Source organism: Pectobacterium sp. 1950-15 (genome assembly GCF_037136835.1).
Classification (GTDB): domain Bacteria; phylum Pseudomonadota; class Gammaproteobacteria; order Enterobacterales; family Enterobacteriaceae; genus Pectobacterium.
Genome location: NZ_JBBBQR010000002.1, coordinates 208,989 through 225,825, shown reverse-complemented (window position 1 = coordinate 225,825; position 16,837 = coordinate 208,989). Strand labels below are relative to the sequence as shown.

Here is a 16,837-nt window from a genome sequence, read left to right as displayed (position 1 = left end):
TTGACACCACGGGGGCGGAAATGAGTACCATCCATTTCAGAATCGATGAAGAAACCAAGCAACTGGCGATGCAGGCTGCTGATCGTCATCAAGTGAGCCTGACGGAGTTGATGCGACAGCGTGCAGAGGAATTGGCAGAAGAAGAGCGTCAGTATCAGCGCAACGCAGGTGATGAATGGCTTGAAGCGCAGATTCAGGAGGCGTTTTCTCGTTATGATGCGGGTGAAGGTGAGCTCGTCAGTAATGAGGACGCCAGCCAGAGAATGGAGGCATTGAAAGCGCGAGCGGCGCGGGGTGATCTGTGATAGTTAAGGTCCGATGGGAGAAGCAGGCACTGGCAGATCGCGAAGGAATATACCGCTATCTGTATAAAGAGGCGGGGTTGGATGTTGCGAATGCGACGGATGAAAAATTTATCTCATCGGTATCGTTGCTCGAAGCCACGCCAGAAGCCGGTCTTGATATCGGAAAATCGGGGGAACGGCGGAAATTGGTCCTGACGCGATTCCCCTTCATCATTATTTATGCACTCAAGCGAGAGATAAACGAAGTACATATCCTGCGTATATTACATACCTCCCGCAAGCTATCGGCGTCTTACCGATAACCTCTTTACCCCAAAAAATACGCTCGTGATGATACGCCATCTGTGACAGATTGGGCGGGTAGGCATCTGGCAGATGGATTTGTTTACCTTCGTACAGGGCAACGTCGTTGCTATGACGATGCCCATCTTTTCACTTACAATAACTGAGTGAGGGAGCCGCTATTTTCAGTGAATACTACGTCCGCTTTTGCACCGTTGACGAGTGACATTTGAGGGGGAATATGGCCAATGTCCACATCATACAGCACAGGAATAGTGAGATCCCCGAGAGCAGAACGTAAAGCGTCTAAATAATGTTGTTGTGTGGGGTCACTTACGTCGGGTGCTGCACTTCTGCCTATCAGAACACCTTTCAAGTCATTGAACCAACCCTGTAAGCGTAAACTAAATAATGCTCGCGTTAGCTCACAGGGGTTCATTTCCACGTTTTCAAAATACAGAATGACCCCTTCGTCGTGATGCTGTGCCCTAAACAAAGATAGGTTACCGAATGGGGTACCCGCTAACCTTGATATGATGTCTAGGCATCCACCAATCAGGCGTCCCTGAAAATGGGCAGAAGAAGTGGTGCCATCAAGGTGCTTCCACCTTGTCTTTTGCGTCAGATTAAAACCCGCATCGGCTGTGGTACCCCATTGATTTTCATCAATTTGAAACGCAGTTGATGCGTATTGTTTAACTACTGTTCCCCGGTCGCTCTCCAAAATATCCCATATGGCTTGTGTGGTGGGATCTAACTCTTTGGCACCAAGATCCATGAGATTAGGTCCATGTACCGTTGACCAACCAGAAAGTGTAGTCAATGGGAAATGAAATGTACTGAGATCTGAAAAGCCAACAAACCATTTAGGCTCTGTTTTCGCTAACAGATTGAAATCTAAGAGCTCAAGCAATTCGATGGCCAGATCACCTCCCCATGGCGGCATAACAGCCTTGACTTCTGGGTCGGTTAGATAACACATCAGCTCCTTCGCCCGTGATGTTTTACTGGCACTTTTATTTTTATGCTGGGTGCGTAAGCACTCCCCTTCACGGACTCTAAATCCTTTTTCCTTCAGGTTTTTTATGGCAAGTTCCAGTCGAGGATGCAAATGCTGAGGGACCCCAGATGATGGCGCAGTTATAGCAATCAGATCTCCTGGAACCAGTTTGGGTGGGAAGCGGATACGCATGTATTTAAATCCTTATTTTCAAAGCAATTCATAGTCCATAAATTAAACTTAACTACCCGATTTCGTTAGTAATATAGCGTATTGACCCCTACCTCAAAAAAATATGCTCACGATGGTATGCCATCTGCGCCAGGTCGGGTGGGTAGGCGTCTGGCAAATGGATTTGTTTGCCTTCGTATTGGGCGAAGTTGACGTCGCTGATGGTGCTTTTCAGCTTTTTGATACGCGGAGAGAGCAGCATTTCCAGCGAGTCGTTGAAGCTGATGAGCCCCATATCAAAGGCTTTGTCATGCAGGTTGGACAGGCAAAGGCCGTTGCTGGGGTTGAGGCGGTGTTCCGCAGCCGTTTTCCACGGGCGAATGTGGCTGGCGACCAGCAGCGCAGGCTCTTCCAATCCGGTCACGCAGCAGCGTTCGCCGTAGTTGCTGAGCACGCGTTTGCGGAAGAGCTGTTGCCCAATACGTGTTTTCACCTGAGCGAGGCGTTCTCCGCCGTGATAATCAGGGATTTCGCTATCGTTGGTTTGGAACGGAGAGGGGGCTGCTGTCGCTTCCGCTGCTCCGGCCTCGAGCGATACCATCGCCCGTTGGCACTGCTGTTCAAATAACTCGGGATTGCTGTCCATCTCTTGCCACAGCGCCCGGTCGGCGTTGGACGCGCCGCGCAAACCGGTGCGACCGGAATCAATAATAAACGGATCGAGACTGGCGAGATTGACCAGCTTCATCGCCAGTGCGGAAGGCGTACGGTTGAGCAACTTAGCGTAGCGAATGATGTCGGGATTACGCGAATGCAGTCTGCCAAACGGTAGCTGGCTGTACAGGGTGAAGGCGATCAGTAACTGATCTCGCGTCCAATGGTTGGTGGCAGCCATGCGTGTTTCGTCCGTTCGTTAGCGCATTCGGTTAGTGATTGCGCTAACTATGCCAGGTCAGCCGGTAAAATGCATGTGCTTGACTCCGGCTGGATAATTGGTGCCGGCTGCGCTAACGTTCTGACAGTTTCCCTATCATGATGCCGAGAGACTATGTCCCGTTCTTCTATTCCCTTATTTCGTCCCCTGTGCGCGCTGGCTCTGCTGGTGCTGGCGGGCTGTGCCAGCCAGACCGCGACGACGCCGGAATCGCGGCCTGCTGATGTGCGTGCTCAGGTACTCAAGCTGCTGCCGGACAACGTGAAAGATCGTCAGGGTTGGGCGACCGATATCGCCACGGCATTTACGGTACAAGGGCTCGAATCCAGTAATGAAAATTTGTGTTCAGTACTGGCCGTAACTGAGCAGGAATCGACGTTTAGCGCCGATCCACAGGTGCCGAATTTGTCGAAAATCGCCTGGCAGGAGATTGACCGCCGTGCGGAGAAAGTTCATGTTCCCGCATTTCTGGTGCGTACCGCGCTGCTCATCAAATCCCCTAGCGGAAAAAGCTACAGTGAGCGGCTCGATAAAGTACGCACGGAAAAGGAACTCAGCGCGATCTTTGATGATTTCATCGACATGGTGCCGATGGGGCAGACGCTGTTTGGTCGGCTAAATCCGGTACATACCGGCGGGCCAATGCAGGTGAGCATCGCCTTTGCTGAGGCTAACGCAAAGGGCTATCCGTATACCGTGGATGGATCGCTTCGTCGCGAAGTATTCAGCCGCCGTGGCGGGATGTATTTTGGCATCAAACACCTGCTGGACTATCCAGCAAATTATCCGCAGTCCATTTATCGGTTCGCGGATTTTAACGCAGGACGGTACGCCAGCCGAAATGCGGCATTCCAGCATGCCGTGAGTCGTCTGACAGGGGTTAAGCTGGCGCTGGACGGGGATGTAATCAACTACAGTTCGGATAAAGCCAGCGCTACGGAGCTAGCAGTGCGTGCATTAGGGAAACGTCTGGACATGAGCGACAGTGTAATTCGTCGTGCGCTGGAGAAGGGCAATAGCCTCGATTTTGAAGACACCAGCCTGTATGAGCGCGTCTTTGCGCTGGCGGATAAATTGGGCACGAAAGCGCCGCGCGCCATCCTGCCGGGAATCACGCTGGAAAGTCCGAAGATCACGCGCAAACTTACCACCGCATGGTTTGCCCAACGGGTTGATGAGCGACGCCAGCGGTGTTTAGCGAGAGCACGCTAGATTGTGTCCTTGTGAGGCGCACTTTATCCCTTAAAGCGGATAACTATTGATTTATCCCCCATAAGGGATATTGTTATGTTTATCCCTTATGGAGGATAAAAAATGAAGATCACTTCTGCTGGCATGTTGGCCCACGCTATGCGTGATGAACGGAAAAAGCGAAAACTGAATCAAAGCCATGTTGCCGAGAGTATGGGAATAAAGCAGTCCACCGTATCTGATTTTGAGAATCACCCAGAAGGGACACGGCTTGAAACATTGTTTAAGCTGCTGGCGGCTCTGGATCTGGAACTTCACCTTTCCAAACGAGGGGAGCAGCAATCGGGCCAGACATGGAGTGAGGAGTGGTAAACGATGAATATTCTCACGGTGGCGCTTAATGGTATTCCTGTCGGGGCGCTAGCGAAAGGCGTAGGGAGTGACATGACGTTCACTTACTATCCTGATTGGCTGAGCCGTCCCGGTGCGCGTGCCATTTCCCTTTCGTTGCCCTTACAGCGAGCGACCTATCGTGGCGATGTGGTTTACAACTTCTTTGATAATTTATTACCAGACAACGACAGTATTCGCAGCAGGATCCAGGCTCGCTTTCGTATCGCGACGAAGCAGCCTTTTGATTTACTGACTAGCATCGGTGGTGACTGCGTTGGCGCGATTCAGATCTATCCGGTCGATACACCTGTTGCATCGGTCACCGATGTACATGCAGAAGCACTCGAGGATGATGAGATTGAAGCGCTGCTGCAAGGTTACCGAGAAGCGCCATTAGGGATGGCGACGGATCGGGAGGATTTTCGTATCTCTCTCGCCGGTGCACAGGAAAAGACGGCGCTACTTTGGTATAAAAATCAGTGGCATCGCCCGCAGGGAAGTACGCCGACCAGCCATATCTTCAAATTACCGATTGGTTATATCGCCAACAACCGCATTGACCTCAGTGACAGTGTTGAAAATGAGTGGTTATGTCTGAAAATCGCCGAAAAGTATGGTTTCACGGTTGCCCAAGCGGAAATTGCCCGGTTTAACTCACAAAAAGTATTAATCGTTGAACGCTTTGATCGACGTTGGTCATATCGTGATAAACCTTGGCTGATGCGTTTGCCGCAGGAGGATTTTTGTCAGGCATTGGGTATTGCTCCAGCGTTAAAATATGAGTCTGATGGTGGCCCCGGCATTGAGAAATCAATGGCGCTCCTGCTCGGTTCACAACAGGCGATGAAGGATAGAGATACCTTTTTCAAGAGTCAGATACTGTTCTGGATGCTGGCTGCGATTGACGGCCATGCGAAAAACTTCAGCGTATTTATCGAACCAGGCAGTGCATACCGCATGACGCCTTTATATGATGTTATATCCGCTTTTCCCCTAATGGGAGCGGCGGGAATACCGGTTCAGAAGGCGAAAATGGCGATGGCGGTTCTTGGTCGTAATCGTCACTTCCATTGGTATAAGATTTTGCCACGGCACTACTTTTCTAGCGCCAGACAAGTGGGCTACCCGCAGGAACGCGTTGCCGCAATGATGTCAGAGATGAAGGTGAACACGGAGCGGGTTATTGCGGAAGTGGAAACGCTTCTTCCTGATGATTTTCCCGAACGTATCAGTCATGCTATTTTTGCGGGCCTGCGATCGCAGGCCGCTCGACTTCCTTAACGTTTATCGTCACACGTATAAAAAGCCATTGTTATAGCCACTTAGATCATTTATCGCATAGAGATTAGCAACGCCCTCCGCCGAGGGCGTTACCGTTATTACGGTGGGACGTGTGTCAAACCGGCCACTGGTTGAGTTTGATGCCGCGTTCTTGCGTATTCTCGCGAAAATCTTCCAGCATCCCAAACACGATGATCCCGATGACGGTCGCGACGAAAGGCACGAACTGCTGTAACCCCTAACGCCACAGCAGCAGGAACTGTTGCTAAATAGAGGGAATATAGGGGAAATGATGAAGAGATACGGAATATATATACCCTAAATAATTCGAGTTTCAGGACAAAACGTTAGCGTTTTGAACAACGCACATCCAGCTTGAAGTATGACGGGGATAGTCTCAATAATGTGGTGGAGCCGGGCGGTACCGCCCGGCTAAGAGAGCAGAAGACGCTTGTTGCGCTTCTTTATGATCTACCTTGGTAACCGTGCTTGCGGTAAAGACTGTTGTAGCGTCTGCTGTGGTGCGCTGTCGTCAACCTTGAAGCGGCTAACCAGTGATTCCATTTCAATCGCCTGCTCATCCAGCAACTGGCTGGCAACGGAAGCCTGAGAAACCAGCGTCGCATTCTGCTGTGTGACCATCTCCAGTTGGCTGAGCGCTTCGTTAATTTGCGCGATACCCAGTGACTGTTCATCGGCGGCGACCGCGATTTCATTCACCAGATCGCGAACTTTACGCGTGCCAGAGACGATATCGCTAATCCCACGGTTCGATTGGTTCACCAGCTTCGTGCCTTCGCTGACGCTGGCAATACTGTCGGCGATGAGCGCGCGTATTTTGCCCGCTTCATCAGCACTACGTTGTGATAACTGACGAACTTCCGCCGCAACAACCGAGAACCCACGGCCATGCTGGCCCGCGCGCGCGGCTTCAACCGCTGCGTTCAGCGCCAGCAGGTTAGTCTGAAAAGCAATGGCATCAATGGCTGTCACCACCGCGTTTACGCGCTGGCTGGCGTCCTGAATTTTTTCCATCGCGCTGCTGGCAGATTCGGTAATAGTGCCGACGCGCTGCGCCTGATCGTCCACTTCTGTCGTCAACTGGCGCGCTTGTCCTGCAAAGTCAGCGGTTTGTTTTACCGTGACGGTAATCTCTTCCATGCTGCTGGCGGTTTGCACCAGCGAAGCGGACTGTTCTTCGGTACGCTGCGCCAGATCCTGATTGCCGTTAGCGATCTCGCTGCTGGCGCGCCCGATGGTCTGTGAGCTGTGCTTAATACTCACCACCATATCGGCGATGTTTTCCAGCGAGGCGTTATATGCCTGATTCAGCTGCGAAAGTTCGTCGGTGCCCGGCACGTGCAGGCGGCGTGTAAGATCCCCGCCCATTTCGCGAATGGTTGTCAGGGTTTGCTGCAGTTGTTCGTTGATGCTGCGCATAACCATGGAAGCAAGACCGAGCGCCATGAGCAGAGAAATGAGTGCGCCAGCCAGATAGCTAATCCAGGACTGACGGGCCTCGGCGGCTAAGGTATTCACCTGTGTTGCCAGATCGTTGGCGGCGAGCTGTTCAACTTTTTTCAACTCATCGATTTTCGCCGTTTGCTGGTTAAACCACTGGCTGGCATCAATACCAAAGTTACCGCCAGGAGAAGCGATGGCCTTATTGCGCATCTGAAGCGCGTTTTGTGCGGATGGATTGCTGAGGGCCTGTTCAAAAGCCTTGCGCAGGTCGGCATTGGCGAACATGTTATAGGCCGTGGTATACGCTTCTCCTTTGCCAACCATTTGGTTCAGGCGTTCAAACATACCGGGAGCATAACTATTGGCGGAGAAGGTATTAGAGAGCACGGCACGTTCGAGTCCGGCCTGCTCTTTAACGTTCAGCAGGTTGTAATAGGCCGCCAGACGCTGGGCAATACCGCCGTCACTGACCAGATGAGTCATATCCCCGACAATATTCAGCAGATAGCTGACGGAATCGGAATAGTAGCCGAGCGCCTGAGTGACAGATATCGATATGCTATCGACATTGCGACGATGTTCGCCAATCTGTTGCACTTTCTGCGCAATTTTGCCGAGTTCTTCGCTGACTGCCGCCCCTAATTCATCCTGACTCAGGTTAGCGGTGGTTTGCTCTAGCACCTGCTGTGCCCGATCGGTGGCCTGTCGCTGAGTAGCAAGCTCTGGACCAAAATTTTTCCCCTGACTGCCAAAATACCCCGCGCTCAAACCGCGCTCACGCTGTAGCTGGTGGGCGAACTCGCCCGCATCGCGCGCCAGCGTAATGAGTTTCGCCATCCGGATCATTTCATTTTCGGTGCTACGGCGCTCCATTACACCGGAAAAACTGAACCACAACAGAGCAAGGATGGGAGGGATAAGGGCAAGAATGAACTTACTACGGATTGAGATGTGATGAAGGGATTTCATAGGTGCGCTCCATAGTCTGCAAGTAGTCCGTTCCTGACATGTGCAGTGTGCAAAAGTAGACAGGGGTTTATTTTAGTTTCGGCGATACGAAGCAATGATTTAGCATTGATGATACTTCATCCATAAAAAAAGTGCGTCTACTCTGGTTGGACTTCTTTCACAAGAAGATTTCACTATTAGGGTATGGTACTACCTCGTTATCTCACTTTTTAATAACTAAATATGGGTATTTGCTTTACGAGTTCAGGATGCGATAAGCCGCTTCCCGGTGTTGGCCGGGAGCTTCTGGGCGAGTCTTAATGCGAGTGAAAAAACAGGCATCCAAAAGGGTAATAAAGCGTAGCCCAAAGAATAGGGCTACGCGAATGCAGAGAGCGAGACTATCAGGGGTGACTTGTCATTGAAGGGTAGCTTTCTCCGTTACCGTTAGTGGCCACGATCCGATAGTAGTAACGACCAGATGCCGTGCCAGTAGGATCGCTGTAGCTATTTTCCGTTACGGTTGCGATAGCCTGATAAGTACCATTTTCGCTGGTGGAGCGCATAACCTTATAGCGTTCGCTACCGGATGATGGCGTCCAGAATAGCGTATTTATCCCGTTGCTATTTTGTGCCCCCAGATGCAATGGTGCGTTAGGCACCGCTTTGGCGTCACGGGTGTCATTCAGGTAGAGCACAACGGTGGAACGTGGCTCAACGAGGACGTTACCGGATAGGGTTCGCTGTGATACCAGATTTTCCGCGCTCTTAAAGCCCACAGGCGTTTTCAGGCTGTAACGATTGTCGGAATTGGCATTGATGCCGATCAGATAGTGGCCGAAACGCGCGGCATAGAAATCGGCTTTGCCCCGGAAAGGTTCATCGTTGGAAGCATCCTCAGGCTTAATACCTAGCGGCAGTAATTCACCCGCATAGGCGTTAGTGGGGGGATTCGGTGGCGTATACGGTGTTTTCTCCGGCATGTCGATGCGATTAGGCCGCGTATAGCTTGTCGTTGAACGGAAGGTCGGGGTTGTTTCGAGTACACCGTACTGATCGTGGCTTGGTGTACTGAAATGGAAACGTGCCAGACCGTTGATGCCAGTTCCCGCTTTGGCCTGCCAGTAGGTGCTTAGCCACAGGCGTTCATCTCCTTTCTTGACCGCCACGATTGCGTTTTCTTCATCCGCCCAGGCAAAATCCGGCTGGCCTGCGCTCATCGGCAGCCGTGTACCGCTGTCGCGGGCCGTTTTGATCGTCTGGTAATCGGCAAAAATATCCAGCGCTTCAAATGCAGACTCTGCGCCGTCGAGGTTGGCAAAGAACTGATTATCCTCCAGCATTTGTTTAGCATAGCCAATCAGCGTAGCGTCGTTACTGGCAGCGGCAACGCGCAGTCCTTTGGCGCGTTCATTGGTATTTACCGCATCGACGTAAGCGAGGTAGCCTGCGAAATTACCATCGCTTTCGTGCGCGCCACGCCAGGCTAACAGGCCAATGGCTTCCATCGCACGGTAGTTGGCGCCATTGCTTATGTCGATCGCCGGACGACGAAACGGCGCACGAGCGTTGGCCATTTTTATCATCTGCTTGCGAAAATCTTCATTGCCCGTCACGCGATAATATTCGGCGAGGTAGGACTGGACTTCACCGTAGCCTGCTCCGAGATAACCCCATTCTCGGGTCTGACCTTTATCGGTAACCTGATAATAATGGCTTCCGTATGGTTTCTGGCCGCCATCGGTTGGTCCATTAAGGTCATTCCCCATCCAGGGCAGCATGCCTGCCGCTTCTTTGATATAACGCTGTGCAATGTTATCTGCAAAGGCGCGTGAATCGCCTAATGTCAGCATCCCTTTGTTAGCGAAATAAATATTGGTGCTGGCGATGAGTGACTGATTCGTTAACGTCCGGCGATCCTTCTGGCGGCCAAATTCTCGGCTGGCAAACAGCATATCAGCCCAGGCCACGCGGCGTTTTTTAACTCCCGTGTTGCCATAGTTTACTGACTCGTCAAGGCGTGAGGCCGTCAAGGCATTCCGAAGGTAATAGATAGCCTGACCCTGAGAGCCAAAATTACCACCCCAGTTCTTTGTCGCAATAGGGGTATCGGCGTAGTACTGCGCTGCGTAAGCATCGAGCGTGGCGACAACTTTCTCCACCAGAGCCGGGTTTTGATACCCTGCCAATTCGGGAACGGACCAGGCGCGTGCCAGATAGCGTAAATCCCCGCCAGACAGCGCATCGGTTGTCGAGGGCTTGCTGATAAGCGTTTGGATACGATTATTCACCGCAGTGCGAAACCGACCATTTGTGCCGATGATGTCATCACTCGGTGAAGGGCGGGTCGTTGCGGCGGGCTCGCTACCCTGTTTTTCCCCTGCTACGTTGAGGAAGGGATCGACATGCGTGTAGGCGCGATAAATGCTCCGGCTTGGCTGGTTCATCGCATACTGATAAGGGTTGGCTGATTCAGGCCCCCCTGAGCCGAATGGATAGAGTCGTCCCGTTGAAACGATTTTCAGGGTAACGAACGTGCTGCCTTTGGTCATAGCATAAGGTAGCAGTGTGGTGGAGTAGAAAAAGCGTCCCGGTAGCGGCTTATTCCAGTGAGCGACGCTGAGTGGGGCGTAATCGCCTTCGTGGCGATAACCTATTTGGTATTCGACGCCGTCTTTGATCATATAAAGGTAGAGACGGCCAGTATTCAGATTGCCATCGTCTTCCCCCCACAGTTTGACGGAAACATAATTGCGACGTAGCGGATCGATCTGCATCGTAAATGTCAGGCTACCACCATAGACACCGGTTTGTTGGAACGGCAGTAATTTACGAGCGGGTTCCCCCAGCGCACCCGAGACGGTCTGGCTGTTTTCGCCATTGAGGTCGTGGCCGCTTTCCGACGTTTTATCGCCAAAGGTAATGCTATCAACGAGGCCTGTCGCCTCTACATTTGCTGCTGAGGCTGAGTTTGCTATGGCGCTTACTGCGTTGAGGGGGGGCGCTGAGACCAAAGCCAGAGCGACCAGTAAGGCTTTCCTGAGTCGTGCAGATATCATCGTGTAACTCCTTTTCCCGATTTCCATCGTCCCTATGTGAAGTATCAAATTCTCGTGACAGATTAAATACTCGCCTATCGTGCCGTGATTGTTTGCTGAATTAAACGATGACTTTTGTGTGTAATGCGCGCTTTCTCATCGGCATTTTTGTGATTCTATTCGGCGGGTGACTGCGCACCCGCCGTGAAGAGGTAAAGAAGGGATCAGAACCATTGGCCGAAGCGGCGGATATAGGCGCGTTTGACCAGTTGCGCGACGGTGCAGTAGCCAATCAGCGTGGCGGCCAACCAAGGGAAATATTCCCACGGCAGCGGCTGCAACCCGACCAGCGGCCCTAGCGGAGAGAACGGCAGGTAGATGCCCATCGCCATCACCAGCCCGGTCATCAGCATCACCGGCAGCGCTGCTGTACTCTGAATGAACGGGATTTTTTGAGTACGCAACATATGTACGACCAGCGTTTGTGACAGCAACCCCTCAACGAACCAGCCTGACTGGAATAACGCCTGATGCTCCACGCTGTTAGCGGCAAATACGAACCACATCAGCGCGTAGGTAGTGATGTCAAAAATTGATGACGTCGGCCCGATACACAGCATGAAGCGACCGATATTTTTGGCATCCCATTTGCGCGGTTTACGCAGGAATTCCTTATCCATTTTGTCCCACGGCAGTGACAGCTGGGAGATGTCATACATCAGGTTCTGAATCAGCAGATGTATCGCTAGCATCGGCAGGAACGGAATAAAGGCGCTGGCGACCAGCACTGAAAACACGTTGCCGAAGTTGGAACTGGCGGTCATGTTCAGGTATTTGATGATATTCCCGAACGTCTCGCGCCCTTTGATGACCCCTTCCTCCAGCACCATCAGGTTCTTTTCCAGCAGAATGATATCAGCCGACTCTTTGGCGATATCCGTGCCGGTATCGACAGAAATCCCGATATCGGCATCGCGCAGGGCGGGGGCATCGTTGATACCGTCGCCTAAAAAGCCGACCGTATGATCATTGCCTTGCAGGGCTTTCAGCACGCGAGATTTTTGTAGCGGTGTCAGCCGGGCAAAAATGGTGCGCTGTTCTACCAGTACGCCGAGCTGTTCATCGCTGAGTGCATCAATAGCATTCCCTTCCAGTACCTCACCCGGTTCCAGCCCGACATCACGACAGATCTTGCTGGTAATAATCGCGTTGTCGCCCGTCAGGACTTTAACCGTCACGCCGTTTTCATGCAGGGCGCGAATGGCGGCAGAGGCGCTTTCTTTCGGCGGATCGAGGAACGTCAGCAGGCCGCAGATTGTCAGGTCGCGTTCATCCTCAGCGCTGAGCGGCAGCGTGCTGCCTACCGGACTCAGCTCACGGGTGCCGATCATCAACACGCGAAACCCTTGCTGATTGTAGCTTTCTGCCAGCATTTTCAGCGTGTTGCGGCGTTCATCATCCAGTTCATAGCGCTGCCCGTTTTCATTTACGTGTGTGGCGACAGACAGCATTTCTTCTACCGCGCCTTTGCAAATCAGGCGTTGCTGATCGTGTTCATCCGCAACGATGATGGACAGGCGGCGGCGAATAAAGTCAAACGGCAGCTCATCGATTTTGCGATAGCGGCCCAGCGCGGCAATGGCGGGGTTATGGCGACCAAACTGCATGATGGCCTGATCCATCAGGTTTTTCATGCCGCTCTGGTGTGCGCTGTTGAGCCAGGCGAGTTGCAGCACGCTCTCATCGACCTGACCCTGTGTATTCAGGTGATGCTCAAGGATGATGCGATCCTGCGTTAACGTGCCGGTTTTATCGGTGCACAGCACATCCATCGCGCCAAAGTTCTGAATCGCGTTCAGGCGTTTGACCACCACTTTACGCCGCGCCATGGCAATCGCGCCTTTTGCCAGATTGGAAGAGACAATCATCGGCAGCATTTCCGGCGTCAGGCCGACCGCGATCGCCAGCGCAAACAGGCTGGCCTCCATCCAGTCGCCTTTGGTGAAGCCGTTAATCAGCAGCACGACGGGCACCATCACGATCATAAAGCGGATCAACAGCCAGCTTACGCTGTTCACGCCGCGATCGAAGGCGGTTTGGGAACGGGTGCCGACGATGGATTTTGCCAGCGAGCCAAAGTAAGTATGGCTGCCGGTCGCCACGACGATGGCCGTTGCTGTACCGCTGGAAATGTTGGTTCCCATCAGGCAGATGTTGGATAACGCCAGCAGATCGCTTTCGCCGACACAGCCCGTGGGCTGGCAGCCTTTGGCGCTGATATCGCTGAACACGTCGTATTTTTCGATCGGCAGTGATTCGCCGGTCAGTACCGCCTGACTGACGAACAGATCGCGCGATTCCACCAGCCGAACATCCGCTGGTACCATATCGCCGGCGGAAAGGGTCAGAATATCGCCGGGCACCAACTGCTGAAGCGGGATTTCCTGCATGACGGCGGTGGCGCTGGCATGAGGGCGACGCAGTACGGTGGCCGTGGTCCGCACCATGGATTTCAGCGCTTCTGCGGCTTTATTGGTGCGAAATTCCTGCCAGAAGCGTAGCAGGCCGCTCAGGCTCACCATCACCAGAATGATGAGCACGCCAGTGAGCGACGTCTCTTCGTTATGGCGCAACGGTAACCAGTAATCGGTGAAAAAGCTGATTGCAGCCAGCGCTGTCAGCACGTAAATAAACGGGTTATTAAACGCGGCGGCTAACTGTACCAGCGCGTGCGGCGCTTTCTCGTGGGCGACGCGGTTTTCGCCATAGGTTTGCTGACGTTCAATGACGTTATCATGGCTTAAACCATGCAGATGGGTATTCAGGTTAGCCAGCGTTTGATCGAGGCTGTTTTGTGCCTCGCGGGCAATCGCAAAGGTGGTCTTGGGGGTTTTACGGGCGCGGCGATACCCCGTTTGTGTGATCATATCGGTCATGATGCTGCTCTCTTAATGTTGCCTGTCCGCCACGCACGGGCGCGCATCCCGGATAAAGGGACGTAAAGCGGAGAAAAATAAAGGTATTAAGGGAGGTAAACGGCGCAGGCAGAGAGAACAGAGGGGTCGGGGAAGAAGACGGTCCTTATTCTAACGGATGCGGTTTACCGGGCCATCGAGGGTGCTCGTCCATGTTGTCTCCTTATCGCCGTATGGCGAGATGTAAAATAAACAGCGTCGTCGGCTGATGAAACACATAACAGAGTACGTAGAAATTGAGTACGCAGAAACACTGTACGTAGTTTAGTGGTGCAACAATAACCCCGTTTGCCTAAACCGCACGTCAACGTTTGTTCATGAGTCAGATCGAATGGGCTTGTCGCCTGTCAGCAGGCGCTGTTACGGTGCCGTGGGTGAGACGTTCGGAAGGGATGGTATCAGAAGCTGCCGTTATCAAAAGCCGTAGCGATCGAAAGAATGTATTGCCCCGCTGGGTAGCCAACGGGGCAGATGAGAGTTAATGAATTCTCAGTAAATGGTCCTGATTGACTTTGAAGAAACGCACCGCATCGCGCAGTTGCTCCCCCTGTTCCGTCATCGCATGGGCTGCCGTGGCGGATTCTTCAACCAGCGCGGCGTTCTGCTGGGTAACCCGATCCATTTGTTCTACTGCCACGCTAATCTCTTTGATGCCGATGTGCTGCTCGTTGGAAGCTTGAGAAATTTCCGCCACGATATCGGTGACCTTTTTCACCGACTGCACAATCTCCGACATCGCCTGGTTGGCTTTGTCTGCTCGCGCAGAGCCGTCGGTAATCTTCTCGACGGTGCCTTCGATCAGCGTTTTGATCTCTTTGGCGGCGTTGGCGCTCTTCTGTGCCAGCGTCCGTACTTCGCCCGCCACAACGGCAAAGCCTTTCCCTTCGCTGCCCGCTCTGGCGGCTTCTACTGCCGCGTTCAGGGCGAGGATATTGGTCTGGAAAGCGATCCCTTCGATCACGGCGATAATATCGACGATCTTCTGTGAACTGTCGGAGATTTCACGCATCCGCTTGAGCATGTCGTCCACGATAAGCCCGCCCTGAGAAGCCGTTTCCGAGGTTTGCTGTGCCAGTTGGCTGGCTTCCTTGGCGTTATCCGCATTCTGTCGCACGGTATGTGTCAGTTGCTGCATATTGGCCGATGCCTGAATCAGCGAGGCTGCCTGCTCTTCGGTACGCTGCGACAGGTCGCTGTTGCCCTGAGCAATCTCACTGGACGCCAGCGTGATGGACTCGCTGCCGTTCATGATGGTATGTACGATGCTCATCAACTGCTGGTTCATATAGTTGATGGAGGCCAGCAGGCTGCTGTTGTCCCCTTGGCGCAGCCTGATTTCTGTTGTGAGATTACCGGAGGCAATCTCGGTCATGATTTCCTGTGCGTAATGCGGGTCGCCGCCGAGCTGGCGTGAAATATTGCGTGAGATAATGGTGGCGATAACGGTGGTCGTCAGCAGAGCGAGCAGCAGCAATCCCCAAACATAGTACTGCGATGTCCGATAAGTCGAATCGGCGCTGGCGACGATATCTTTTGCCGTCGCCACTTCCATATCCACCAGCTTGGCCAGATCTTTCATTAACTGGCTACGATACTTAGAGGAGCTTGCGCCGCTGATTTTGCTCGCCTCTGCCAGATCGCCCCGGTTCACGGTATCAATCAGCGTGGCATTGACCGAGTTAAAGCCGGAGAAATTATCGCCGATGATTTTAATCAGCGCTTTTTTATCCTCGCTATTGGCAACGGTTTGGTAATTCTTAAACGCAGCAAGGAAAGTATCGGCGTTTTGCAGTAATTCTTTGCGGTGGCCTTCACGCTCTTCGGGCGTTTTGGAGTCGATATACTGTATTTGCTGTAATCGCGTTTCAGACAACGCGCCACGCATTTCCAGACTATATCGCACGCCGGGTAGGCTGCTGCTGCTTAATTCATCAATACGGCCATTATTAACGCTAAGCTGGAGTAGTGAAACCACCCCTAATAGCAACATCATGGCTATCAGGACGGAAAATCCGAGTAATAACTTGGAAAATACTGTGAGTTGAGAAAATTTCATCGCTATTCTTATTGATTATTAGAGAGAAGGTAATAGTGATAACGGCAAATAAAATAAGATCTTTATAATGCGTAATTCGATAAAGAGAGTAGAGGATGTAAACGGGATTTAATAATAAAATAGTACATTTTCGCAATACTAAATTCCATTTATTTTTGTTTTTTTATTGGTTTATTTTTAATGGGAAGAGTGGTTGTTAAACATTGTTTTAATAAATGTTTTTATTTTTAATGTGAAGGTTGGATAATTCACAAATAGGAAAAATAAAATGTGATAGCCATCAATAATCGATAATTATTTGTTGATTAAAAGTAATGATAATAAGTAACAGGATTCATTAGTTAAATGACAAATTATTTCTTTTTATTTCTTCAACCATAATGACACAGCGGTAATGTCATTACCGCTGCACGATGATGCTTTGCGCCAAGCATGCCTTAGTCCAGATAGAACACCGGTTCCAGCGCGTCGCTGACCGGGCTGTTATCGGGATTGGAGGGCATGACGTCGCTCATGTGTTTCCACCAGCGCTGGCAGACTTCCGTTTGTGCAATCGCTTCCCAGCGTGCTTCGGATTCGACTTCCACATAGCCGAACAGCAGATGGCGTTGCTTATCCAGAAAAATGCTGTAGTGGTGCGCGCCGTGGTTTTTCAGCACCTCGGCCAGTTCCGGCCAGATAGGATTGTGACGACGTTGATAGTCGTCGTGGCAGTCAGGAAAAACCGACATCACAAAAGCCTTACGTAACATGGATGAGTCCCCTGTAATCGTTAGCAGAACGCCACGACGCGAGGCCG

At 52.0% G+C, this 16,837-nt stretch carries 13 protein-coding genes and 1 pseudogene; 6 read left to right on the top strand and 8 right to left on the bottom strand.

Annotated elements, in window-relative coordinates; genetic code table 11:
- Positions 1–20 precede the first annotated feature (20 nt).
- Together WCT94_RS03070 and WCT94_RS03065 are read left to right on the top strand one after the other, a co-directional pair.
- Positions 21–305, top strand: a complete 285-nt coding sequence (locus WCT94_RS03070) for a damage-inducible protein J (RefSeq protein ID WP_336867891.1) — start codon at positions 21–23, stop codon at positions 303–305.
- Positions 302–607 carry a type II toxin-antitoxin system RelE/ParE family toxin gene (locus tag WCT94_RS03065; RefSeq protein WP_336867889.1) on the top strand — a complete coding sequence of 102 codons (306 nt, stop codon included), beginning with the start codon at positions 302–304 and terminating at the stop codon, positions 605–607. The genes WCT94_RS03070 and WCT94_RS03065 overlap by 4 nt, the downstream gene beginning before the upstream one ends.
- 13 nt (positions 608–620) lie before the next feature.
- Here WCT94_RS03065 and WCT94_RS03060 read toward each other — a convergent pair.
- From WCT94_RS03060 to WCT94_RS03050, 3 genes and pseudogenes are all read right to left on the bottom strand, one after another.
- Positions 621–707, bottom strand: a pseudogene (locus WCT94_RS03060) (HNH endonuclease); the annotation flags it as partial.
- A gap of 34 nt (positions 708–741) precedes the next feature.
- A complete protein-coding gene (locus WCT94_RS03055) occupies positions 742–1,779 on the bottom strand; it encodes a S66 family peptidase (protein WP_336867888.1) in 1,038 nt (345 codons plus the stop codon).
- Between the two features lie 88 nt (positions 1,780–1,867).
- The gene (locus WCT94_RS03050) at positions 1,868–2,653 is read right to left on the bottom strand and encodes an HNH endonuclease (RefSeq protein WP_336867887.1); all 786 of its coding nucleotides are present in this window, start codon (positions 2,651–2,653) and stop codon (positions 1,868–1,870) included.
- 153 nt (positions 2,654–2,806) lie between these two features.
- Between WCT94_RS03050 and WCT94_RS03045 the strand changes: the two genes are divergently transcribed.
- The 4 genes from WCT94_RS03045 to WCT94_RS03030 all read left to right on the top strand — a co-directional run bounded on the left by WCT94_RS03045 (position 2,807) and on the right by WCT94_RS03030 (position 5,792).
- The gene (locus WCT94_RS03045) at positions 2,807–3,904 is read left to right on the top strand and encodes a DUF1615 domain-containing protein (RefSeq protein ID WP_336867886.1); all 1,098 of its coding nucleotides are present in this window, start codon (positions 2,807–2,809) and stop codon (positions 3,902–3,904) included.
- A 102-nt stretch (positions 3,905–4,006) separates the two neighbouring features.
- Positions 4,007–4,255 (top strand): helix-turn-helix domain-containing protein, encoded by a 249-nt coding sequence (locus WCT94_RS03040; protein WP_336867885.1) that lies wholly within the window; start codon positions 4,007–4,009, stop codon positions 4,253–4,255.
- 3 nt (positions 4,256–4,258) lie between these two features.
- Entirely contained in the window at positions 4,259–5,557 is a 1,299-nt protein-coding gene (locus tag WCT94_RS03035) for a type II toxin-antitoxin system HipA family toxin (protein ID WP_336867883.1), read from the top strand.
- A 112-nt stretch (positions 5,558–5,669) separates the two neighbouring features.
- Complete coding sequence (locus tag WCT94_RS03030; protein WP_336867881.1) at positions 5,670–5,792, top strand: hypothetical protein; 123 nt, start codon at positions 5,670–5,672, stop codon at positions 5,790–5,792.
- 236 nt (positions 5,793–6,028) lie between these two features.
- Here WCT94_RS03030 and WCT94_RS03025 read toward each other — a convergent pair whose 3' ends face one another.
- From WCT94_RS03025 to rhaM, 5 genes are all read right to left on the bottom strand, one after another.
- Entirely contained in the window at positions 6,029–7,990 is a 1,962-nt protein-coding gene (locus WCT94_RS03025; RefSeq protein WP_336867880.1) for a methyl-accepting chemotaxis protein, read from the bottom strand.
- A gap of 383 nt (positions 7,991–8,373) precedes the next feature.
- Complete coding sequence (locus WCT94_RS03020; RefSeq protein ID WP_336867879.1) at positions 8,374–11,028, bottom strand: fibronectin type III domain-containing protein; 2,655 nt, start codon at positions 11,026–11,028, stop codon at positions 8,374–8,376.
- Between the two features lie 203 nt (positions 11,029–11,231).
- Positions 11,232–13,943, bottom strand: a complete 2,712-nt coding sequence (mgtA, locus tag WCT94_RS03015; protein ID WP_336867878.1) for a magnesium-translocating P-type ATPase — start codon at positions 13,941–13,943, stop codon at positions 11,232–11,234.
- 517 nt (positions 13,944–14,460) lie between these two features.
- A complete protein-coding gene (locus tag WCT94_RS03010; protein WP_336867877.1) occupies positions 14,461–16,038 on the bottom strand; it encodes a methyl-accepting chemotaxis protein in 1,578 nt (525 codons plus the stop codon).
- A 437-nt stretch (positions 16,039–16,475) separates the two neighbouring features.
- Positions 16,476–16,790 carry an L-rhamnose mutarotase gene (gene rhaM, locus WCT94_RS03005; protein WP_336867876.1) on the bottom strand — a complete coding sequence of 105 codons (315 nt, stop codon included), beginning with the start codon at positions 16,788–16,790 and terminating at the stop codon, positions 16,476–16,478.
- Between the last annotated feature and the right edge of the window lie 47 nt (positions 16,791–16,837).